Origin of the sequence: Microbacterium sp. NPDC056057, from assembly GCF_042266945.1 — a bacterium.
Classification (GTDB): Bacteria; Actinomycetota; Actinomycetes; order Actinomycetales; family Microbacteriaceae; genus Microbacterium; species Microbacterium trichothecenolyticum_C.
The window spans coordinates 499951-521275 of record NZ_JBHJWS010000002.1; the positions used below are offsets into that span (position 1 = coordinate 499951).

A 21325-nucleotide genomic window follows, 5' to 3' on the forward strand; every position below is an offset into this window, starting at 1 on the left:
TGTGCCGCGGTCAAGCCGAGACCTCGTGACGGATGCCGGATGCGTCGGCCTGCGCGGCGGCCACGCTGTCGGCCACCGCCGCCTCCACGCCACCCGCGGTGATCGTGTCGATGAGCTCTCCCACCCGCGCGATGAACGCGGAACGACCCGCGAGCTCCTCGCCGAACAGCTGCAGCCCCGAGATCGCGGCGTTGGCGATGCCCGCCCCGTTGCGCGCGCCCGCTGCGGCCTCGGCGAGTCGCGGGCGCGCAGCATCCGTCATCGCATCCGCGAACCGACCCGGCTGGAAGCCCGGAAGCGGAGCGAAGCACGACAGGTACGAGGCGACCGTGAGCGCGATCAGGTGCGGCATCGCCCCGTTGTCGAGCGCCTGCACGGCGGGCTCGGGGATGCGCTGGCGGAGCTTCACCGAGCCATCGGTGCCGACCTGCGTCGTGCGGTGGCCGAGAGCGGTGTTGCCCCAGCGCTCGAACAGCTCACGCTGGTAGTCGTCGAAGTCGACGCCCGTCGGCATCTCGATCGACGGCGCGTACTCGTCCGCGAGGACGATCCGCGCGGCGGCGTCGATGTCGGCGAGGCCGATCGCCTCGGGGATGGTCTCGACCCCGCGGAGCGCGCCGAGGTAGGCGATGAGCGAGTGGGTGCCGTTGAGCAGCCGCACCTTCATCTGCTCGTAGCGGCCGACCTCGTCGGTGAACACGGCTCCCCCGGCCTCCCACGCCGGGCGGCCGGCGCGGAAGTCGTCCTCGATCGCCCACATCGTGAAGGGTTCCGCGGGGACGGGGATCTCGTCGCGCGCACCCAGCAGGCCGGACACGCGCGTCCGCAGCTCAGGAGTCGTCGACGGGACGATGCGATCGACCATGCTCGACGGGAACGACACGCGCTCGTCGAGGAACGCGAGCGCCTCGGCCCCTTCGACTCCGGGCAGGCTCTGCAGGAACTCGCGCACGAGCCGGCGGGTGTGCGATCCGTTGGCCGCCAGGTTGTCGCAGCTGAGCACGGTGAGCGGAGCACCGGATGCTGCGGCCCGCCGCTGGATGCCGCGTGCGAGCTGACCGATCGTCGAGGCCGGGCTGCCGCCCCGCAAGTCGGCGGCGATGACCGGGTCGGCGATGTCGAGGTGGCCGGTCGCGGGCGAGTAGCTGTAGCCGTTCTCGGTCACGGTGAGGGTGACGATGCGGATCGCCGGATCGGCGATGGCCTGCACGACCCGGTCGGGCTCATCCGCGGCGACGAAGGCGTCGGTGTGGACGGCGGGAACAGCGAGTCGGGTTCCCGCCGGCGAGATCTCGGCGACGGAGTAGAGCATGTCCTGCGCGCGCATCGCGTCGACGACCGACCGGGAGCGCGACGCGACTCCCACGATCCCCCAATCATCGCCGCTTCCCGCGGCGAGCGCAGCAGCGGTGTACACGGCCTGGTGCGCGCGGTGGAAGTTGCCGAGACCGAGGTGGAGGATTCCCGCCGAGCGGGGCGCGTCGGGAACGGCGACCGTCGTGGCGAAGCTCCGGCCGAGCCGGGCGGCGGTCATGCCGTCGCTCCTGCGTGTGCGCTCGTCCGTCGAGTCGAGGGATCCTCGGTGATCGTCATGGAAAAGAGTGTGCACGGTTTGTACAATGTTTGTCAAGGCGTTGCATCACATCGGCATGAGCCATGATGGAAGCGCTGGCTGGGCTCGAGATCGGAACGCGGGATGACGGCGACATTGACCGACGTGGCGCGACGCGCGGGCGTGTCGGTCGCGACGGCCTCGCGCGCGTTCGGAGAGCCCGACCGGCTGGCGGTCGCGACGCGGGATCGCGTGCTCCGCGCCGCAAGCGACCTCGGGTACGCGAATACGCAGGCCGCAACGGCCACGCGCACGATCGGCGTCATCGTCCCCGACGTGGCGAACCCCGTATACGCCACCCTGCTCAAGGCGATCGAGGGTCAGGCGTGGCACGGCCGTCATCGGATCGTGCTCTTCGACGCGGACGAGGACCTCCGGCGCGAGCGCGAGCAGATCGAGCGCGCGCGCAAGCTCGACGGCATGCTGCTGTGCTCCCCTCGCCTGCCCGACGAAGAGGTGCTGGCCCTCGTCGGCGAGACGCCGTACGTCGTGATCAACCGGCTTCTCGAGGGCGCTCCGTGCGTGCTGATGGACGCCGAGCACGGGCCTCGCCAGGCGGTCGAGCATCTGGCCGCACTCGGCCACCGGCACATCGCCTACGCCGCCGGGCCCCTCGGCTCGTGGGCCGACAGCCGGCGATCGGACACGGTCGCGCGGGCGTGCGAGAGCTTCGGCATCCGTCTCACCCGGCTCAGCCACCACGCCGCGTCCATTCAGGGCGGACGCGCTGCGGCGGCACCTGCGGCTGCGAGCGGCGCCACCGCGGTGATCGCGTACAACGACCTCGTGGCGCTCGGGGTCGAAGCCGGCATGTCGGACCTAGGCCGTTCGTGTCCCGACGACATCAGCATCGTCGGCATCGACGACATCGAGATGGCAGGTGCCGTGACGCCGGGTCTGACCACGGTGCGGATGCCGATCGGCAGAAGCGGGGCCCTCGCCGTCGACCTCCTGCTGCAGGCGATGGCCGGCACCCCACCCGAGGAAGCCGCGGTGCTCAACTCGCAGCTGATCGTTCGGGGCTCGACGGCAGCGCCGCCCGCGTGAGGTCCGGCTCCGGCGGGACGTTGCGCCGGTAGCGAATCCGACCGGCTCCGCCGATCGCGCCAGCAAGGATGGACGCCATGCCCGTTGAAGGTGTGGGAGTCACCGCCGTAGCCGTCGCTGCGGCGCGCGCCCTCGAGACCGATCGCCCCGACCCGCTCATCGTCGACCCGTGGGCTGCGGCGCTCGTCCGCGAATCCGGCGTCGCCGTGCCGTTCCCCGAGCGCTGGCCCGAGCGCCCCGAGGATGCCGCCGCGGTCGAGCACTCGATGCTCCTCGGCGCGATGTACATCGGCATGCGCACGCGGTTCATCGACGACGAGCTGCTCGCCGGCGGGCTGCGGCAGGTCGCCATCCTCGGCAGTGGGCTCGACACCCGCTCGTGGCGCCTCGCCTGGCCGGCGGGAACGCGCGTCTTCGAGCTCGACTCGCCGGAGGTCGTCGACTTCGTCGAGAGGACGATGGATGCTGCGGCCGCGACGCCGACCGCGGACCGCACCGCTCTCGGGGCCGATGTGACGGCGCCCTGGGCCGCCGCCATCGTGCGCAGCGGGTTCCGGCCCGACCAGCCGACGCACTGGGTGCTCGAGGGACTCCTCCCCTACCTCAGCGCCCACGACCAGTCGGCGCTGCTCGACGACATCATCGATCTGTCGGCCCCGGGCTCGCGCGCCGTGATCGAGCGCGCGCCGGCCCTGACCGACACCCCGGAGACGCGGGAGCGACTCGAGACCTTCGCACTGGCCACCGGCATCCCGTTCGATGAGCTGCTCGCCCGCACCGATCCGCCAGACCCGGCCGTGGTGCTGGGCGCAGCGGGGTGGAGTGTCGAGGAGACCCGGGTCGAGGACCTCGAGCGCCGATACGCTCGGCCTCTCCGCGTCGACCGCGACGAGACCGCGACTGCCGAGCAGCGGGGCGGGTTCGTGAGCGTCCACTTCCCGATCCGCTGACGCCGCCGCGCACCGCGCTCAGCCGCTGGCGATGTCACCGGGTGAGCGTCGCGCGGATCCCCTCCACGGCGAGCGCGTGGTCCTCCTCGGACGACAGCCCCGACAGTGTCAGCGCGGCGACGACGCCGGCTCCGCGCACCCGGATGGGCACCGAGCCGCCGGTCACCGCGTAGTCGCTCGCCGCCAGCCACCCGACGGCGGTGGGGTCGTAGCCTGCGGCCGCCATCCGCGCGGCGAACAGCGCCGAGCTCGTCTCGAACCGGAACACGACCGCGCTCTTGCGCCGGATCCAGTCCTCCTGATCCACGGTGACGCCGGGCAGCGCGCTGCGGAACAGGATCATTCCGTTGACGCGGCGGATGTCGATGGCCACCCCGTGCCCGCGTTCCTCCGCGAGCGCGCGCACCGCGCTGCCCAAGCGCCACGCTTCATCCGTGCCGAACTCGTCCCAGACGAGCCCGGTCTCTTCCGCTTCGAGCACGGTGACGAGATCCTGATCCATCACTCCTCCTCCTCGCCGTGGCCGGCGCTTCCGATCGGGTAGTCCACGTAGGCGAAGCGGGTGCCGTCGGGTGACCAGCTGTTGACGTTGATGGTTCCCTGGCCACCGAACAGCTCGACCGCGACGCGACCCCGGGTCCACGCATCCGTCTGCGAGATGTCATCGACCACCCGGAGCTGTACGGGCAGGTCGGCGGGGTGGCCCTCAGTGCCGACAGGAAAGCTGAGGTACACCGCGCGGGTGCCCGTGGGATCGATGTGCGGGAACCAGTTGACCCGTTCGTCGAACGTCAGCTGCTCGAGCCCTGTGCCATCCGGACGGATGCGGGCGATCTGCGCGTGCCCGGGAGCTTCGGTGAACCGCTCGGTGTTGAAGAAGACCCACTCGCCGTCGGGCGCATACTCCGAGCCGTCGTCGGGCCCGCGACCTTCGGTGAGCGCCGCATCCCACGACCCCGATGCATCGATCACCCGGATGGTGCCGCTGTCCCAGCCGTTCGCGGGGTTCAGCGCCACGTACGCCAGATGCTCGCCGTCGGGGCTCACGCCGTGGAGGAAGTGCCAATGCGGACTGCCGTCCGGCGTCACCTTCCGCACCGCGCCGGTCGTGAGGGACGCCGCGTAGAGGTGGCCGTCGTTCGCCGACACATAGATCGTGTCGCCGTCAGGTGCGAGCACGTGGTCGTTGTTGAGCTCCGGCAGCTTCGCGATCGGCATCGCAGCCGGCGGGGCAGAGCCGTCGGCGGGCATGCGCCAGAGGATCCCGTCGCCGTTGAGGATCAGGTCGCCGCCGGCCGTCCAGTTCGGCGCCTCGACGAGAACCTCGCGGTCGACGTGGACCACCGTGCTCTCCCCCGTCGTCACGTCGTAGACGTGGACGCGGGCGACCTGCCCGTCGGCGAGCGTGCGCGCCCACGCCATCAGCGCGCCCCCAGCTGCCGGCGGGCCTCGTCGATCGTCGCGAGGATCGACACGGTCTCGGCGTGCGTGTGCAGCGGGGACTCCGCCCGGCCTTCCCCGATGTAGCGGGCGAGCGCAGTCGCCTCCCAGGCCAGCCCGTCCATGAGCCCCACCCCGGTCGGATCACGCCAGACGACGGGCTCTTCGAAGAGATCGTGCGAGCGCAGGGTGATCGCGGTCGGGATGTGGAACGGCCCGTCGATGTCGATCCGCGCGGCCGTGCCGCAGATCGATGCGACGGTCGGCGTGCGCGTGAGGATCGAGGTCATCAGCGTGGACTGCTCGTCGCCGTGGCCGAGCACGACGGTCGAGGTCGCGTCCACCCCCGACGGGGTCAGCGAACCGACGGCCGTGATCGACGACGGCTCGCCCAGCACCATCGAGTCGAGCTGGATCGGGTAGATGCCGAGATCCAGCAGCGCACCGCCCCCGGTGCCCGGCAGCAGCAGCCGGTGATCCGGGTCGTCGGCGAGCGGCTGGCCGTGGTCGGCGATGACGCTGCGGACATCGCCGATGATCCCCTCGTCGATGACGCGACGGATCATCCGTGTCTGCGGCAGATACCGCGTCCACATCGCCTCCATGAGGAAGACGCCGGCGGCACGCGCCGCGTCGACCAGCTGCTGCGCGTCGGCGGCGCTCGTCGCGAGCGGCTTCTCCATGAGCACGTGCTTGCCGGCGGCGATCGCGCGCAGTCCGAGCGACAGGTGCTCGCTCTGCGGTGCCGCGACGTAGATCACGTCGACGCCCGGATCGGCGAGGAGCGCGTCGACGCTCGAATGAGCGGTCGGGATGCTGTGCGCCTGGGCGAAGCTCTCGGCCTTGGCCTGGGCGCGCGCGGCGACGGCGACCACGTTCTGCGCGGTGTGCTTCTGCACGGCGTCGACGAAGAACCCCGCGATCCAGCCGGCACCGAGGACGCCCCAGCGCAGCGCCGGTTCGCCCCTCTCGGGAAGGAACAGCTCCGGTTCGGGCAGGGATCTGGGCAGCATCGATACTCCTTCGGTCATCGGCGACGCGATGACTTTAGCATCGTAAAAGATTTCTCGACAACCAAGGAAGTAATCTTTGACAATGTTCAAAACATGCTGATAGCTTCTCCGGCCATGGCGATCCACTGGCGGATCACCTCCACGAGAAGGGACCAAGGATGTTCCGTTGGAAGGCCACAGCAGCCCTCGCGATCGTCGCTTCGCTCACCCTCGCCGGCTGCGCCGGCGGGGAGGGCGCCGGCGGGGGCACGAGCGACTCGGGGCGCGCAGAGAGACTCACGCTGATCGCGATCGCGTCACCCACGAGCTACGACGTCGGCCAGGGCGCCGAGTACGGCAACCGCAGCGTGTTCTTCCAGGCGGTGTTCGACACGCTGCTTCAGAAGGACGCCGCCGGAGAGATCATCCCCTGGCTGGCGACGGACTGGGAGTACAACGACGACAGCACGGTGCTCACACTCACCCTGCGCGACGACGTCGAGTTCAGCGACGGCACCGCACTGGATGCCGACGCCGTCGTCGCCAGCCTCGAGCGCTTCCGTGACGGGACGGCACCGCAGGCGGCGACCTTCGCCGGCAAGGAGTTCGAAGCCGTCGACGCGACGACGGTCACCATCACCCAGCCCGCACCCGACCCCTCCCTCATCAATCTGCTGTCGATCGCACCCGGCCTGATCCAGGCCCCGTCCAGTTTCGACGACCCTTCGTCGGCGACCTCCCCGGTCGGTTCGGGCCCGTATGTGCTCGACAGCGCGGCGTCCGTCACGGGAACGACCTACGTCTACACGGCGAATCCGGACTACTGGAACCCCGACGCCGTCCACTACGACAACCTGACCATCAACGTCATCGACGATCCGACTGCCGCCCTCAACGCGATGAAGGCCGGCGAAGCCAACGGGCTGCCGCTGGTCAACAACGATGCGATCGACGAGGTGTCGGCGTCGGGCTGGGAGGTCGCCTCCAACGAGCTCGACTTCCACGGCCTCATCCTGCTCGATCGGTCCGGCGCGATGGCACCGGAGCTCGCCGACGTGAGGGTGCGGCAGGCCATCAACATGGCCTTCGACCGGGAGGCACTGCTGGACGTCTTGCAGGCCGGCTACGGAACCCTCACGGAGCAGGTGTTCCCGGCGACATCGGTCGGCTACGACGAGGCCCTCGACAGCACTTACGAATACGACCCCGCGGGCGCCAAGGAACTCCTCGCCGAAGCGGGCTACCCCGACGGCTTCACCCTCGCCATGATGTCGACTCCAGCGTTTCAGACGACCTTCGACCTCGTCGCGCAGCAGCTGGCGGACATCGGGATCACGGTCGACTACACCGACCCCGGCACCGGCAACTTCATCACCGACATGCTCGCCCCGAAGTACCCGGCCACCTGGATGTCACTCGAGCAGAACCCGGACTGGCAGCTGATCAACTTCATGATCGCTCCCGAGGCCACGTTCAACCCCTTCCACTCTCAGGACCCGCAGGTCGACGACTACATCTCGACCATCCAGCTGGGCACGCCGGAAGAGGCGGAACAGGCGACGAAGGACCTCAACGCCTACATCACGCACCAGGCGTGGTTCGCGCCGTGGTACCGCAAGCAGGGCAGCTTCGCGCACGACAACGGCACGGCCGTGGCGATGTGGCCGACCAACTCCTATCCGTCGCTGTTCGGGTTCTCCCCTGCGAACTGATCAGCGGCACGACGGCCCCGGCGCGACATCGCGCTGGGGCCGTCGTGTGCGTTGTCGACTCCGCGGTTCTGTGCGCACCGTTCGGGCGGTGGGTCACGTGGACGCGGCGATGCCCTTGCGGAGCGAGGCCAGCTGCGGCACGGACTCGTCGCTCAACCGCACAGCCGGGTCGTCGGCCAGCGATCGCAGCGCCTCGACGGCGCCCGCGAGCAGGGCGACGGCATCGATCCGCTCGTCGAGCAGCGCCTGCAGCTGCACGCCGTCCGACACGGCGATGAGCCGCTGCGCCTCGTCCGCGGGATCGAGGTCGGCCGGGATGAAGCCGGCATCCTGCTCCACGGTGATCGCCTCCGCGATCTGCTGCGCGACGCGCTCGTAGCGCTCGCGGAAGAACGCGTGCGCCTCGTGGTCGGGCGCGACGGCCTCGGCGGCGAACGAGTGCAGCAGGTGCACGAACCCGGGCACGTACAGATTGAGGCGCACATGCTCGACGAGGAAGTCGAGGGGCCGGTCGGGCACGGCGTCGACGGCACGCGCAGCCTGGGTGTCAGCATCCCATCTCTCGATGACAGCCTGGAGCAGTCCGTCGCGCGAGCCGAAGTAGTAGACGAGGTGCGCGGCCTCGACACCGCTCTCGCGCGCGATCTCGCGCAGGCTGAGCCGCCGGAAACCGGCCCCCGCGATGGCGTGCATCGCCGCCGCGAGCATCTCGTCGCGCCGCGCCATGCCCTTCGCATACGACGGTTGCCTCATGTGCCCACCCTACGGGCGGAGCGCTCAACCCTTCACACTTCCCGTGGCGAGGCCCGACTGCCAGTACCGCTGCAGGAACAGGAACGCGACGATCAGCGGCAGGATCGACACGAACGAGCCGGTGATCACGGTCGAGAACAGCGCCTGCGTGCCGCCGCCCGCGGACGCCGCCGCCTGGAGCTGGGCGAGGCCGACGGTGATCGGATACAGCTCGGACGAGTTCAGCATGACCAGGGGCAGGAAGTAGTTGTTCCACGTCGCGACGAGCGAGAAGAGGAACACCGTCACGAGCCCCGGCCCGAGCAGCCGGAAGCCGACTTGCCAGAACGTGCGGAACTCGCCCGCCCCATCGACGCGCGCAGACTCGATGAGCGTGTCGGGGATCGCGTCGGCCGCATACACCCGCATCAGGTACACCCCGAACGGACTGACGAGCGAAGGGATGATGATGGCCCACGGGGTGTCGGTCAGCCCGGCTCGCGCGAACAGCAGGTACGTCGGCAGGGCGAGAGCCGTCAGCGGGATCATGATCGCGCCGAGGGTCGCGCTGAAGAGCACCTTCTTGCCGGGGAACTCGTACTTCGCGAAGGCATAGCCCGCCATCGCCGACAGCAGCGTGGCGCCGACCGCCGCGGTCACGGAGTACACCACCGTATTGATCAGCCAGCGGGTGAACAGGCCGCCGCGGATCGTGAACAGTGTCTGCAGGTTGTCCCACAGCGACAGCTCGCCGCCGAACCACAGCCCGAAAGTGGAGAACAGCGCGGAGTTGTCCTTCGTCGACGACACGAACAGCCACCACAGCGGCAGCACGAAGTACAGCACGCACAGCCACAGCAGGACCGTCAGCAGCCAGCTGCGCCGGCGGGTGCGGGAGTACGACGCCTTCGCATTGTCGAGCCGCTTCCCGGTGACCAGCGTGCGGGTCTCGGTGGAGGTCATGCGAGCCCCTTCCGCTCACGGCGCGCGGATCGTTCGGATCCGAGCTGCACGAAGTACGAGATGATCGCGATCACGATTCCGAGCAGGAACGCGAGAGCCGCACCGTAGTTCAGCTCCTGGTTGATGAAGGCGACATTGAACGCGTAGTAGTTCGGCGTGAAGCCCATGGTGATCGCGTCGGGGGCGATGATGTTCAGCAGATTCGGCTCCGCGAACAGCTGGAACGAGCCGATCACCGAAAAGATCACGGTCAGCAGGATCGCCGGGCGGATGGCGGGGATCTTGATGCTCCACGCCAGCCGGAACTGGCCCGCCCCGTCGATCTCGGCCGCTTCATAGAGCTCCCCCGGGATCGCACGCAGGGCCGCGTACATGATGATCATGTTGTAGCCCACGAACTCCCACGTGACGATGTTCATCATCGAGCCGAGGATGTTCCCCGGTGAGAGGAAGTCGGGGGTGCCGAATCCGAGGGCCCGCGCCATCTGGGCGATCGGACCGAAGTCCGGACCGTACAGGTAGCCCCACATCAGCGTCGCCACGACCGCCGGAACGGCGTACGGCATGAAGATGAGCAGGCGGATGCCTTTCGATCCCCGTGCCAGGAACGTGTCGAGCGCGAGCGCGAAGAACAGGGCGAGGCCGAGCATGATCGGCACCTGCACGACGAAGAACAGCGCCACCCTGCCGAGGCCGCCCCAGAACTGCGGGTCGGTCAGCGCACGGACGTAGTTGTTCAGGCCCGCGAACACCTCGCCGCCGATGAGCTTGCTCTCGAAGAGGCTCAGGTACCCCGCGTAGACGAGCGGGATGACGAGCATCGTGATGAACACGATGAAGAAGGGCAGCAGGAACAGGTAGGCGGCGCGGTACTGCTTGCGCTTGGTGGGGCTGGTGCGCCGCTTCTTCGCGGGCGCTGCGGGACGAGCGGCCGGCAATGCTGTTGAGTTCGCCACGGGAGTCTCCTTTCGAATGGATGCTGCGGACCGCCCGATCGCGTCACGGCTGCGGTGCGATCGGCCGAGGCGAAGGGTGCCCGCGCAGGGCAGGCGGGCACCCTTCGGGCTCACTTGACGGTGAAGCCCTGGTCCTCTGCGTAGGTGACGAGCTGGTCCTGCCAGGCGTCGAGGGCGCCGCTGATGTCGCCCTTCTCCGCGATCACCGCGCCCATGGTCTCTTCATAGGTGGAGTACACGTAGTCCATGAAGGGGAGCCACTGGAAGTCGGTGTCGACCGTCGTGGAGATCTCCGCGAACAGCTTGTTGACCTGCTGGCCGCCGTAGAACTCCGACTCCTGGTCGACGAAGGCCGGGTCCTCGAGCACCGACACCTGCGGCGGGTAGAGGAACTGCTCGGTCGCGAGCATCATCGCCGACTCCTGGTCGTTGTTGATGAACTTCGCGAGCTCGTACGCGGCGATCGGGTTCTTGCTCGACGCCAGCACGGCATCCGACGATCCGCCCCAGTTGCCCGAGACCTCGTCACCGGCGTTCCACTGCGGCAGCGGCGCGGCGCGCCACAGCCCCGACGTGTCCTTGGCGGTGCCCTGGAGGAAGATCGGACCCCACGCGGCCGTCAGCCATCCGGCGTACTTGCCGCTGGCCAGGCCCTGGTACCAGTTGTCGTTGAAGTCGACGTCCGTCGAGATGAGGTCGTCCTGGATCAGGCCGGTCCAGTAGTCGGCGACCTTCTTCGCCTCGTCACTGTTGACGTCGATCGTCACGGTCTCCTTGCCGTCGTAGCCGAACGGCTTGACGCCCGCCTGCCAGAAGAACCCGATCATCTGCCCGGCCTGCGTCGCGCCGAGGTTGGAGATGTACGAGCCCGTGCTGTCTTTGACGGCCTTCGCGGCGGTCGCGTAGTCGTCCCACGTGGCCGGGGCCTCGGTGATGCCCGCCGCCGAGAGGATGTCCTCGCGGTACAGGTTGCCCATCGGGCCGACGTCCTGCGGGATCGCCCACACCTCGTCGCCCGGCGACACCTGGTTCCACGCCCATCCGACGTAGTCGTCGGCGAGGTCGTCCGCGCCGTACGGGGTGAGGTCGAGGAGCGACTCGGGAAGCACGAACGACGGGATGTACTGGTACTCGATCTGCGCGACATCCGGGGCACCCTCGCCCGCTTCGATCGCGCTGCGGAGCTTCTGGTAGTGGGGCAGGCCCTGGCCGACGTTCTCGACCTTCACCGAGATGTCGGGGTACTTCTTCTCGAAGAGATCGACCTCGTTCTGGATGTCGGGAACCCAGGTCCAGAAGGTGAGCTCCGTCGGGGTGCTCATCGCCTCGTCGATCTGATCCTGCGTGATCGGGCCCTGCGCGCCGCCGCCGTCGTTGCCGCTCGGGGCGCACCCCGTGAGGAGCACCGCGACCGTGGCCGCGCCGACGGTCAGCGTCGCTGCTGTTCTGCGTGCCTTCTTCATGATTGCTCTTTCTTCTCGGTGGGGTCGCGTGACCCCTTGGGTGCTCACCTTCCGACGAGACAGCGTGTCGACCACGCCGGAAGGGAGATCTCGGTGCCGGCGGAGAGCTCCTCCGCCGTGACGGCGTCCGCGAGGTCGACGGCGGGCGTGAACGCCTGCGGCTCGCCGCTCCAGTTGAAGACGAACCAGGCGCGGCGGCTGTCCGGCAGCGAGCCTGAGCTCACCGTGACCGGCAGCGCGCGCTCCGGCGCGATCGCGTCGGCGACGGTCGCCGGTGCGGCCCAGCGCACGAGATCGGCCGCCAGTTCGGCGGAGGGGACGGTGCCGACGACGGTGATGCGTCCGTCGCCGTGCTCCCGGCTCGTCACCGCCGCGAAGTCGCCGAAGCGCGGGTGCACGTAGCGCACGAGGGTGTCGGCATCGGACGCGAGGAGCCCGTCCGCCCACAGGGTCGCCGCGGCGCCGCCGGTCAGGGCGAGGCCTTGCTCGGACGTGACCGGCAGCGGGTCGCGCAGGTTCGAGAACTCCTCGTAGCTGACGCCCGCGGCATCCGTCAGCCGTGCCGGAGCCACGCTGACCCGCGCCCGTGCCTCCTCGTCGCCGTAACCGGTGCGGATGCCGACGATGAGGTGGCCGCCGGCGGCGGCGTACTCGCGCAGCAGGTCGAGCTGGGCGTCGGTCGCGACGTAGAAGCCGGCGGCGATCAGCACGGGGAACCGTGCGGCCAGATCCTTCGCGCCCCAGGAGAGCGCCTGATCGGGGTGCAGCACCCGCGCCTGCGCGCCGCCGTCGATGACTCCGCGGTAGTAGGCATCGAAGATGCGCGTGTAGCTGGTGCGATCCGGCTGGCCCGTCTCCGTGGGGAAGGTGGGGAAGAACTCCAGGGCGAAGCGCGAGTCGTTCGACCACAGGATCGCCACGTCGGCATCGGGCTCGAAGCCGTCGAGGAGGTCGCCGATGGCGGCGAGATCCGCGCCGACGCCCGCGAGCTCACGGTAGACGCGGCCCGGCTCGAGACTGTGGGGAAGGATGCCTCCCCAGTAGGTCTCCGTGCCGTACGGCAGCGTGTGCCAGTGCCAGTACTCGATCATCGCCGCGCCGCGCGAGACGAACGCGAACGCCGCCTGCGCCAGCTGCCCGGGATAGGGAGGCAGGTTGAACTCCGACCCGCCGATGGACTGCGCGTCGGTCTCGGTGACGAGGAAGCGGGCCTGGTTCGACGAGAACAGCCGGTCGGCCTGGCGGAACATCGCGGGGACGCCGCTCGTCGTCCACGGCGTGACCGGGGCCAGATCCTTCGTCGCGTCGAGGTGGTCCTGCATCGCGTAGTACGGGTTGCCCGCCGTGACGTCGAGCGCCTCGACGAGCTTCTCGTCGTCGAGCGCCGGGCGCGGGTACGCGATGCACGTCGTCACGAACTGCTCGGGGGTCGAGTACTCGCGCACGATCTCGGCCTGCCAGGCGATGAACTCCGTCGTGAGCTCGGCCTGGTAGCGGCGCCACGCGAGGTCGTACTGCGGCAGCGAGTTGCCGTCGGGCGTCCACAGGTCGGACCAGTCCGACAGACGGTGCGACCAGTAGGTGAGCCCCCACTCGCGGTTGAGCGTCTCGACGTCGCCATACCGGGCCGCGAGCCGCCGCACGAACCGCTGGAACGAGCCGCGGTTGTGGAAGAGCACCATGCCGGGCTCGTTGTCGACTTGGTAGCCGATGACCGCCGGGTGCGACGCGTATCTGCCGACGACGGCGCGGATGACGCGCTCGGCGTGGAAGCGGAAGGCCGGGTGCGAGTAGTCGACCTCCTGGCGGGCACCCCAGGGCATCGGCTCGCCGGTGCGGACGTCGGCGGCGATCTCGGGGTACGCGGTCTGCAGCCACGGCGGAACGGCGTACGTCGGGGTGCCGAGCACCACGGAGATGCCACGGGCGTGCGCGCCGTCGAGCACCGGCTGCAGCCACTCCAGATCGAACTCGCCGTCGCGCGGCTCCCACGTCGACCACACCGACTCGCCCACCCGGATGACCGTGAACCCGGCCTGCTTCATCAGGTCGAGGTCTTGATCGACACGGTCGCTCTGGTGGTACTCCGCGTAGTACGCGGCGCCGAAGAGGATGCCGGATCGGTCGAGGTGCATCAGGGACTCCGTTGTCGTCGAGAGCGGGGTGGATGTTTTCGGAAACATCAGGGCGGAGCTAGTATGTTTGCGATAACATCGAGTTGTCAAGGGACAATCGGGAATCGTGAGCAAAGAGACCCAACCGCAACTGGGGGCGCCCGCGTCGTCGGCGCGCGCAGCGACGATCTACGACGTCGCGCAGGCGGCCGGCGTGTCGCACCAGACCGTCAGCCGCTTCCTCACGGGCTACCCGGGCATCCGCCCCGAGACGAAGGCGCGCGTCGAGGCAGCGCTCGCTGAGCTCGGCTATCAGCCGAACCTGTCCGCCCGCAGCCTGAAGTCCGGGCGGTCCCACCGGATCGGCGCACTCGTCCACGATGAGTCCGAGACGGGCCCCAGTCTCACGGCCCACGGCGCGACCATGGAAGCACGTGAGGCGGGCTACGTGCTCGACGTCATCTCACTCGACGCCCACGACCGCGACTCGATCGAGAAGTCCCTCGCGCTGATCGGGCCGAACGCCCTCGCCGGGGTCCTCGCCCTCGCGTCGACCGACGAGATGGTCCACGCGTTCGAGGCCGCGCACTTCACGATGCCCACTTACGTCCACAGCGAGGCCGACGACACCCGCCTCGCGAAGACCGACGTCTCCCGCGTCGGCATGCCGGCCCTCATCGCTTACCTCCGCGATCTCGGCCACCGCCGGCTCGCCCACGTGGCCGGCCCGGCGAACTGGTCAGCCGGCCGCAATCGGGCGCGCGCTTTCGCGGCGGCGGTCGAGGATCTCGGACTCATCAACGCCGGCGAGCTCACCGGCGACTGGTCCGCCCGATCGGGCTACGACGCCATCGCCGACCTCCCGGTCCTGCCCGACGCGACCGCCTACGTCGTGGCGAACGACCAGATGGCCATCGGCACCATCCTCGCCCTCAAGCGACGCGGTCTCCGTGTTCCCGCCGACGTCAGCGTCGTGGGCGTCGACGACCTCCCCGAGTCGGCGTACATCGATCCCCCGCTCACCACCCTGCGGGTCGACCACGTCGCGCGCGGCCGCGAAGCGGTCGCCTCCCTCATCGGTCAGATCGAGGGGGTTCCGGCGCGTCCCGTGCCCATCGACATCCCGCACGTGGTGGTGCGCGAATCCTCCGGCCCGGCCCCGGCCCGCTGACGCGAGCACAGAATCGGAGAGAATGCGCGACACGCCGCGTCGAGGCATCCGTCGCCGGCGTGTCGCCGAAATCCTCCGACTCTGTGCACCCGCGCCGGGCCGAGGCAACCGTCATGGCCGGCGCCGAGAGTCGCGAAAGGGCAGGTCGCACACCGTGAAGTGCGAAGACCTACCCTCTCGCGATACGGGCGAGCCGGGGACGGATGCTGCGCCCCGGCGCCGGCGTCAGGCCGGCTGCTTCTCGTCCAGCACGTAGCCCGTCTCGCCGTGCTCGGCGAGGTCGACGCCGGCGACCTCGTCCTCGCTCTTGACGCGGAAGCCCAGCGTCTTGTCGATCGCGAAGCCGATGACGAGGGTGAGGATCAGCGAGTAGCCCAGCACCGCGAAGGCGGCGATCGCCTGGACGATGAGCTGCGTGCCGTCACCGCCCATGAAGAGGCCGGTGCCGGTGGCGAAGAAGCCGAGGTACAGCGTGCCGATGAGGCCGCCGACGAGGTGGATGCCCACCACGTCGAGCGAGTCGTCGAAGCCCCACTTGTACTTGAGCTCGATGGCCAGGGCGCAGAGCGCGCCGGCGACGAGGCCGAGCACGATCGCCCAGATGGGGGTGAGGGCCGCGCACGCCGGGGTGATCGCGACGAGACCCGCGACGGCGCCCGAGGCGGCGCCGACGGAGGTGGGCTTGCCGTCCTTGAGCTTTTCGACCACGAGCCAGGCCAGCAGTGCCGCGGCGGTCGCGGCGATCGTGTTGACGTAGACGAGGGCCGCGGTGCCGTCGGCGGCGAGCTCGGAGCCGCCGTTGAATCCGAACCAGCCGAACCACAGCAGGCCCGCGCCGAGCAGCACGTACGGCGGGTTGTGGGGCGTGTGGACGCCCTTCTTGAACCCGACGCGCTTGCCGAGCACGAGCGCGAGCGCCAGAGCCGCGGCACCGGCGTTGATGTGCACGGCCGTACCACCGGCGAAGTCGATGACGCCGACGCCGAAGACCTCCTGCAGGCCGTAGGTGATCCAGCCGCCGTAGGCGAAGCTGCCGTCGTCGGCGAGCCCGAAGTTGAAGACCCAGCTGGCGACCGGGAAGTACACGACCGTCGCCCACACGCCGGCGAACAGCATCCATGATCCGAACTTCGCACGGTCGGCGATCGCGCCGGAGATCAGGGCGACCGTGATGATCGCGAACGTGGCCTGGAAGGCGACGAACGCCATGGGCGGGTAGGCCGCACCCTCGGGCACCTCTATGAGGCTCTCGAGCCCGATGGCCGACCAGTCGATCGACCACGGGGCGACGAGTCCGTCGGAGCCCGGGAACGCGATCGCATAGCCGTAGATCACCCACAGCACGCCGATGAGCCCGGCGGCGCCGAACGTCATCATCATCATGCTGATGACGCTCTTCGCTTTGACGAGGCCTCCGTAGAAGAAGGCCAGACCGGGCGCCATCAGCAGCACGAGTGCTGCCGACAGCAGGATGAAAGTGGTGTTTCCCTGATCCATGACGCGAGCCTCTCTGCAGGCGGCCGCGGGAGGGACCGCCGGGTTGCGGTGCACCTGTGATCTGCGCCTGCAGACAGACCACTGCCGTGCAACCCATTTTCCTCAGGCGCAACTCAGCCGCGATTTCTACCGCGTGAACCTTGCGTGACATCGAGTGAGAACGGTTTTACGTGCCCGAAACATGGGTGACACCTCCTCGGCGTGCACCGATTGTTACTGTCAATCAACAAGCGTCACCAGCAGTCAACCCGACCAGAGGAGAACCGTCATGACCCTTCCCGCTTTCGCCGGGGGTGACGTCGTCACCCTCCCCACCGCACCGCAGTCGCTGCGCGATCGCGCGCTGGCGGACGACATCCGCTTCATCCTCGCGGTGTTCGTCGACCTGAACGGCAAGCCCTGCGCCAAGCTCGTGCCCGTCTCGGCGGCCGACGAGCTCGAGGCCGGCGAACTCGGCTTCGCGGGCTTCGCCGCCGGCCTCATCGGTCAGCGCCCGCACGACGCCGACCTCATCGCCGTGCCCGACCTCGATTCGTACGCGCCCATCCCGTTCGTGCGGGAGGGGCTCGCGATCGTGCACTGCGACCCCTACGTCGACGGTGAGCCCTGGCCCTACGCGCCTCGCGTGATCCTGAAGCGCGCGCTCGCCCGCCTCGCCGAGCGCGGCCTGTCGGCAAAGGTCGGGGCCGAGGTCGAGTACTTCCTCGTCGACCGTTCCGAAGACGGCACGCTGACGGCGGCCGATGCCAAGGACGAGGGCCTGCGCTCCTGCTACGACGCCCGCGGCGTCACGCGCATGTACGACCACCTCGCTGCGGTCAGCGACGCGATGAACGCGCTCGGCTGGGGGAACTACGCCAACGACCACGAAGACGCCCCTGGCCAGTTCGAGCAGAACTTCAAGTACGACGAGGCGCTCGTCACCGCCGACCGCGTCATCACGCTGCGCTACCTGATCGGCATGCTCGCCGAGCAGCGAGGCATGACGGCGACGTTCATGCCGAAGCCGTTCAGCGACCGCGCCGGCAACGGCCTGCACTTCCACCTGTCGCTGTGGAACGACGACGACGCACCGGTGTTCCCCTCCGCGACGGACGAGCGCGGCCTCGGGCTCTCGGAGGTGGCGTACTCCTTCGTCGCGGGCATGCTCGACCACGCCCCCGGGCTGCAGCTGTTCCTCGCGCCGAGCGTCAACTCCTACAAGCGTCGCGGCGCGACGACGAGCGCCTCGGGCGCGACCTGGTCGCCGAAGCACGCGACGTATGGCGGCAACGACCGCACGCACTTCATCCGCGTGCCCGACGCGAATCGCATCGAGCTGCGCGCGGCCGACGGCTCGGCGAACCCGTACCTCGCCCTCGCGGCCGTGGTGCACGCCGGCCTCGACGGCATCGACCGCGCGGCCGACCCCGGCGCCCCGTGCGGACCCGGAGAGTTCCGCGAGACCTCGGCCGTGCTCCCCCGCACCCTCCTGCACGCGGTGCAGTCGCTCCGCGACGACGCCGTCCTGCGCGACGCGCTCGACGACGGTGGCCACGGGGTCGGCGAGTACTTCGCCGACGCCAAGGAGGAAGAGTTCCTCGGCTGGCACAACACCGTCACCGAGTGGGAGCTCGACCGCTATCTCACGGCGTACTGAGCGCCGCGGCATCCGTTACGAACGAAAGGAACCACCCATGTGCGGAATCGCTGCACTGCAGATTCGCAACCCCGCGCTGCGCGGCGAGCTCGGCGGCCTCATGCACGGCATGCTGTGCGAGATCGTCGAGCGCGGCCCCGACTCGGCCGGCCTCGCCCTCTACGGCTCGGATCGGCTGACCCCCGAAGGATCGTCGGCGATCACCGTGATCACGGATGCCGACCCCGCGGTTCTCGCCGCGGATCTGCGCGCGAGCCTGCCGCAGGGAGCGGAGCCGACGGTGGTCGCGTACGCCGAGTCCGTGCTCGTGAACGCCGAGGTCGAGGCATCCGTGTTGGAGGCCGCCGTGCGCGCCGCGCTTCCCGGGGAGAGCATCATCGGCCGCGGCTCGAACGTGGCCGTGCTGAAGGGCGTCGGCCACCCGGTCGCGCTCGCCGAGGTCTACGGGCTCACCGGGATCAGCGGCACCCAGGCTCTGTCGCACACCCGCATGGCGACCGAGTCGGCCGTGACCGCCGTCGGCGCCCACCCGTTCACCGTCGCCGAGGACCTCTGCCTCGTGCACAACGGCTCGTTCAGCAACCACGCCTCGATCCGCCGGTGGCTGCGCGCCGGGGGCGTGGAGTTCGACAGCGAGAACGACTCCGAGGTCGCGGCCCGCTTCATCGCCTGGCGCATGAGTCACGGCGACGACCTCACGACCGCGCTCGAAGCGCTGCAGGGCGTGTTCGACGGGTTCTACACGCTCGTCGTCACCACCGCCGACAGCATGGCGGTCGTCCGCGACCCCATCGCGTGCAAGCCGGCGATCATCGCCGAGACCGTCGACTGGATCGCGATGGCGTCGGAGTACCGCGCCCTCGCGGGCCTGCCGGGCATCGAGGACGCCCGCATCTTCGAGCCCTCGCCCGGCGTCGTCTACACCTGGGCGCTCGCGCCCGTCCTGGAAGGAGCAGCCCGATGACCCTCATCGCCACACAGCCCGTCACCAGCATTCGCGGAGGCACGCCTGCCACCACGGTCGACCTCGTCGACGCGAGCGTCCGTCAGCTCAACCAGCTGCTGCACGACGCGACCGACGGAACGTCGTGGGTCGTCGAGTCGCCCGTCGGCAGCCACAACATCGCCGTCGGCATCACCGCCGACATCGACGTGACGGTCGAGGGCGACGTCGGCTACTACTTCGCCGGCATGCACCAGACCGGCACGGCCACCGTGCACGGCAGCGCCGGGGTCGGGCTCGCCGAGAACATCATGTCGGGCGTCGTGCACGTGACGGGGGATGCCTCGCAGTCGACCGGTGCGACCGGCCACGGCGGTCTGGTGATCGTCGACGGCAACACCGGCGCCCGCTGCGGCATCTCGATGAAGGGCGTCGACATCGTCGTGGGGGGCAGCATCGGCCACGCGTCGGCCTTCATGGCGCAGGCCGGCCGCCTCGTCGTGTGCGGCGACGCGGGCGAGGCCCTCGGCGACTCGATCTACGAGGCCCGAATCTACGTGCGCGGAGAGGTCGCCTCACTCGGCGCCGACTGCGTCGAGAAGGAGATGCGCTCTGAGCACCTCGCCGAGCTCGGCGACCTGCTCGAGCGCGCCGGCCGCGCCGAGCGGCCCGAGGAGTTCCGCCGCTACGGATCGGCGCGAGGCCTCTACCACTTCAAGGCCGACAACGCCGGCTCGTACTGACCCTTCGCAACACCTGGAGCACACCATGACCCAAGATCTCGCCGCGCTCGGCCTCCGCGAATCCGCGACGTTCGACCGCGCCACCATCGCCGACATCCAGCGCGCCGCCGACACCGGCATCTACGACATCCGCGGGTGGGGAGCCAAGCGCGCACTCCCCCACTTCGACGACCTGCTGTTCCTGGGGGCGAGCATGTCTCGGTACCCGCTCGAGGGCTACCGCGAGAGGTGCGCCACCGACGTCACGCTCGGCGCGCGCAACGCGCTGGAGCCGATCCACCTCGACATCCCGGTGACGATCGCCGGAATGAGCTTCGGCGCCCTGTCTGCCAACGCCAAGGAGGCGCTCGGCCGAGGCGCGAGCGAGGCGGGCACGTCGACGACCACCGGCGACGGCGGCATGACGCCCGAGGAGCGCGGCCAGTCCAAGACGCTCGTCTACCAGTACCTGCCGTCGCGCTACGGCATGAACCCCGACGACCTGCGCAAGGCCGACGCGATCGAGATCGTGCTCGGCCAGGGCGCCAAGCCCGGCGGCGGCGGGATGCTGCTCGGCCAGAAGATCACCGAGCGCGTGGCGGGCATGCGGACGCTCCCCGTCGGCATCGACCAGCGCTCGGCGAGCCGCCACCCCGACTGGACCGGACCCGACGACCTCACCATCAAGATCGCTGAGATCCGCGAGATCACCGACTGGCGCAAGCCCATCTACGTCAAGATCGGCGCCTCGCGGCCGTACTACGACACCGCGCTCGCGGTGAAGGCGGGCGCCGACGTCGTCGTGCTCGACGGCATGCAGGGCGGCACCGCCGCGACGCAGCAGGTGTTCATCGAGCACGTCGGCATTCCGACGCTCGCGGCCATCGGACCCGCGGTCGCCGCGCTGCAGGAGCTCGGCGTGCACCGCACCGGCGTGCAGCTGATCGTGTCGGGCGGCATCCGCAACGGTGCCGACGTCGCGAAGGCACTGGCCTTGGGAGCGGATGCTGTGGCCATCGGCACTGCGGCCCTCATCGCGCTCGGCGACAACGACCCGCGCTACGCCGACGAGTACGCGAAGCTCGGCTCTGCGGCCGGCTTCTACGACGACTTCCAGGACGGACGCGACCCCGCGGGCATCTCGACGCAGGATCCGGAGCTCTCGGCCCGCCTCGACCCGGTCGCCGCCGGACGCCGGCTCGCGAACTACCTCCGCGTCCTCACCCTCGAGGCGCAGACCATCGCCCGCGCGTGCGGCAAGTCGCACGTGCGCAACCTCGAACCGGAGGACCTCGTGGCCCTCACCGTCGAGTCCGCGGCGATGGCGGGCGTGCCGCTGGCCGGCACGTCCTGGATCCCCGGGCGCAGCTGA

At 69.6% G+C, this 21325-nt stretch carries 18 protein-coding genes; 8 read left to right on the plus strand and 10 right to left on the minus strand.

Annotated elements, in window-relative coordinates:
* Window positions 1–10: 10 nt before the first annotated feature.
* On the minus strand, window positions 11–1534 hold the full coding sequence (locus tag ACFC1K_RS10095) for a mannitol dehydrogenase family protein (protein WP_375871511.1): 1524 nt from the start codon (window positions 1532–1534) through the stop codon (window positions 11–13).
* Window positions 1535–1696: 162 nt separating this feature from the next.
* Here ACFC1K_RS10095 and ACFC1K_RS10100 point away from each other — a divergent pair, with 162 nt between their 5' ends.
* Both ACFC1K_RS10100 and ACFC1K_RS10105 read left to right on the plus strand, forming a co-directional pair.
* Window positions 1697–2659, plus strand: a complete 963-nt coding sequence (locus tag ACFC1K_RS10100) for a LacI family DNA-binding transcriptional regulator (protein ID WP_375871512.1) — start codon at window positions 1697–1699, stop codon at window positions 2657–2659.
* Window positions 2660–2736: 77 nt separating this feature from the next.
* The gene (locus tag ACFC1K_RS10105) at window positions 2737–3609 is read left to right on the plus strand and encodes an SAM-dependent methyltransferase (RefSeq protein ID WP_375871513.1); all 873 of its coding nucleotides are present in this window, start codon (window positions 2737–2739) and stop codon (window positions 3607–3609) included.
* Window positions 3610–3643: 34 nt separating this feature from the next.
* On the opposite strand, the gene ACFC1K_RS10110 is transcribed toward ACFC1K_RS10105, so the two are convergent.
* From ACFC1K_RS10110 to ACFC1K_RS10120, 3 genes are read right to left on the minus strand one after another with little or no spacing between them, the layout of a single operon-like run.
* Entirely contained in the window at window positions 3644–4111 is a 468-nt protein-coding gene (locus tag ACFC1K_RS10110) for a heme-degrading domain-containing protein (protein WP_375871514.1), read from the minus strand.
* Complete coding sequence (locus ACFC1K_RS10115) at window positions 4111–5031, minus strand: TolB family protein (protein WP_375871515.1); 921 nt, start codon at window positions 5029–5031, stop codon at window positions 4111–4113. Before ACFC1K_RS10115 ends, ACFC1K_RS10110 begins: the two co-directional genes overlap by 1 nt.
* On the minus strand, window positions 5031–6062 hold the full coding sequence (locus ACFC1K_RS10120; protein WP_375871516.1) for a Gfo/Idh/MocA family protein: 1032 nt from the start codon (window positions 6060–6062) through the stop codon (window positions 5031–5033). The genes ACFC1K_RS10115 and ACFC1K_RS10120 overlap by 1 nt, the downstream gene beginning before the upstream one ends.
* A gap of 158 nt (window positions 6063–6220) precedes the next feature.
* Here ACFC1K_RS10120 and ACFC1K_RS10125 point away from each other — a divergent pair, with 158 nt between their 5' ends.
* Window positions 6221–7753 carry an ABC transporter substrate-binding protein gene (locus ACFC1K_RS10125; protein WP_375871517.1) on the plus strand — a complete coding sequence of 511 codons (1533 nt, stop codon included), beginning with the start codon at window positions 6221–6223 and terminating at the stop codon, window positions 7751–7753.
* 93 nt (window positions 7754–7846) lie between these two features.
* On the opposite strand, the gene ACFC1K_RS10130 is transcribed toward ACFC1K_RS10125, so the two are convergent.
* The 5 genes from ACFC1K_RS10130 to ACFC1K_RS10150 form a co-directional block, all read right to left on the minus strand.
* Window positions 7847–8506 (minus strand): TetR/AcrR family transcriptional regulator, encoded by a 660-nt coding sequence (locus tag ACFC1K_RS10130; RefSeq protein ID WP_375871518.1) that lies wholly within the window; start codon window positions 8504–8506, stop codon window positions 7847–7849.
* 24 nt (window positions 8507–8530) lie between these two features.
* Window positions 8531–9448: a carbohydrate ABC transporter permease gene (locus ACFC1K_RS10135; RefSeq protein WP_375871519.1), complete on the minus strand. Its 918-nt coding sequence runs from the start codon at window positions 9446–9448 to the stop codon at window positions 8531–8533.
* A complete protein-coding gene (locus tag ACFC1K_RS10140; protein ID WP_375871520.1) occupies window positions 9445–10404 on the minus strand; it encodes a carbohydrate ABC transporter permease in 960 nt (319 codons plus the stop codon). Before ACFC1K_RS10140 ends, ACFC1K_RS10135 begins: the two co-directional genes overlap by 4 nt.
* A 110-nt stretch (window positions 10405–10514) precedes the next feature.
* Window positions 10515–11867 (minus strand): extracellular solute-binding protein, encoded by a 1353-nt coding sequence (locus tag ACFC1K_RS10145; RefSeq protein ID WP_310288686.1) that lies wholly within the window; start codon window positions 11865–11867, stop codon window positions 10515–10517.
* A gap of 44 nt (window positions 11868–11911) precedes the next feature.
* Window positions 11912–14002: a beta-galactosidase gene (locus ACFC1K_RS10150; RefSeq protein ID WP_375871521.1), complete on the minus strand. Its 2091-nt coding sequence runs from the start codon at window positions 14000–14002 to the stop codon at window positions 11912–11914.
* A gap of 106 nt (window positions 14003–14108) precedes the next feature.
* Between ACFC1K_RS10150 and ACFC1K_RS10155 the strand changes: the two genes are divergently transcribed.
* Window positions 14109–15152: a LacI family DNA-binding transcriptional regulator gene (locus ACFC1K_RS10155; RefSeq protein WP_375871522.1), complete on the plus strand. Its 1044-nt coding sequence runs from the start codon at window positions 14109–14111 to the stop codon at window positions 15150–15152.
* Window positions 15153–15377: 225 nt separating this feature from the next.
* On the opposite strand, the gene ACFC1K_RS10160 is transcribed toward ACFC1K_RS10155, so the two are convergent.
* Window positions 15378–16649 (minus strand): ammonium transporter, encoded by a 1272-nt coding sequence (locus tag ACFC1K_RS10160; RefSeq protein ID WP_310288677.1) that lies wholly within the window; start codon window positions 16647–16649, stop codon window positions 15378–15380.
* Window positions 16650–16917: 268 nt separating this feature from the next.
* Between ACFC1K_RS10160 and glnT the strand changes: the two genes are divergently transcribed.
* Genes glnT through ACFC1K_RS10180 form a run of 4 tightly spaced genes read left to right on the plus strand, consistent with a single transcriptional unit; the run spans window position 16918 to window position 21325 of the window.
* Window positions 16918–18288: a type III glutamate--ammonia ligase gene (gene glnT / locus ACFC1K_RS10165; RefSeq protein WP_375871523.1), complete on the plus strand. Its 1371-nt coding sequence runs from the start codon at window positions 16918–16920 to the stop codon at window positions 18286–18288.
* 37 nt (window positions 18289–18325) lie between these two features.
* A complete protein-coding gene (locus tag ACFC1K_RS10170) occupies window positions 18326–19252 on the plus strand; it encodes a glutamine amidotransferase (protein ID WP_375871524.1) in 927 nt (308 codons plus the stop codon).
* A complete protein-coding gene (locus tag ACFC1K_RS10175) occupies window positions 19249–19974 on the plus strand; it encodes a protein glxC (protein ID WP_375871525.1) in 726 nt (241 codons plus the stop codon). The genes ACFC1K_RS10170 and ACFC1K_RS10175 overlap by 4 nt, the downstream gene beginning before the upstream one ends.
* 25 nt (window positions 19975–19999) lie before the next feature.
* Window positions 20000–21325 carry an FMN-binding glutamate synthase family protein gene (locus tag ACFC1K_RS10180; RefSeq protein ID WP_375871526.1) on the plus strand — a complete coding sequence of 442 codons (1326 nt, stop codon included), beginning with the start codon at window positions 20000–20002 and terminating at the stop codon, window positions 21323–21325.

Coding starts and splice junctions, on each gene's coding strand:
- ACFC1K_RS10135 (WP_375871519.1), bottom strand. CDS start 9,448: ATGACCTCCACCGAGACCCGCACGCTGGTCACCGGGAAGCGGCTCGAC.
- ACFC1K_RS10110 (WP_375871514.1), bottom strand. CDS start 4,111: ATGGATCAGGATCTCGTCACCGTGCTCGAAGCGGAAGAGACCGGGCTC.
- ACFC1K_RS10175 (WP_375871525.1), top strand. CDS start 19,249: ATGACCCTCATCGCCACACAGCCCGTCACCAGCATTCGCGGAGGCACG.
- ACFC1K_RS10130 (WP_375871518.1), bottom strand. CDS start 8,506: ATGAGGCAACCGTCGTATGCGAAGGGCATGGCGCGGCGCGACGAGATG.
- ACFC1K_RS10120 (WP_375871516.1), bottom strand. CDS start 6,062: ATGCTGCCCAGATCCCTGCCCGAACCGGAGCTGTTCCTTCCCGAGAGG.
- ACFC1K_RS10115 (WP_375871515.1), bottom strand. CDS start 5,031: ATGGCGTGGGCGCGCACGCTCGCCGACGGGCAGGTCGCCCGCGTCCAC.
- ACFC1K_RS10170 (WP_375871524.1), top strand. CDS start 18,326: ATGTGCGGAATCGCTGCACTGCAGATTCGCAACCCCGCGCTGCGCGGC.
- ACFC1K_RS10125 (WP_375871517.1), top strand. CDS start 6,221: ATGTTCCGTTGGAAGGCCACAGCAGCCCTCGCGATCGTCGCTTCGCTC.
- ACFC1K_RS10145 (WP_310288686.1), bottom strand. CDS start 11,867: ATGAAGAAGGCACGCAGAACAGCAGCGACGCTGACCGTCGGCGCGGCC.
- ACFC1K_RS10100 (WP_375871512.1), top strand. CDS start 1,697: ATGACGGCGACATTGACCGACGTGGCGCGACGCGCGGGCGTGTCGGTC.
- ACFC1K_RS10160 (WP_310288677.1), bottom strand. CDS start 16,649: ATGGATCAGGGAAACACCACTTTCATCCTGCTGTCGGCAGCACTCGTG.
- ACFC1K_RS10105 (WP_375871513.1), top strand. CDS start 2,737: ATGCCCGTTGAAGGTGTGGGAGTCACCGCCGTAGCCGTCGCTGCGGCG.
- ACFC1K_RS10095 (WP_375871511.1), bottom strand. CDS start 1,534: ATGACCGCCGCCCGGCTCGGCCGGAGCTTCGCCACGACGGTCGCCGTT.
- glnT (WP_375871523.1), top strand. CDS start 16,918: ATGACCCTTCCCGCTTTCGCCGGGGGTGACGTCGTCACCCTCCCCACC.
- ACFC1K_RS10150 (WP_375871521.1), bottom strand. CDS start 14,002: ATGCACCTCGACCGATCCGGCATCCTCTTCGGCGCCGCGTACTACGCG.
- ACFC1K_RS10180 (WP_375871526.1), top strand. CDS start 20,000: ATGACCCAAGATCTCGCCGCGCTCGGCCTCCGCGAATCCGCGACGTTC.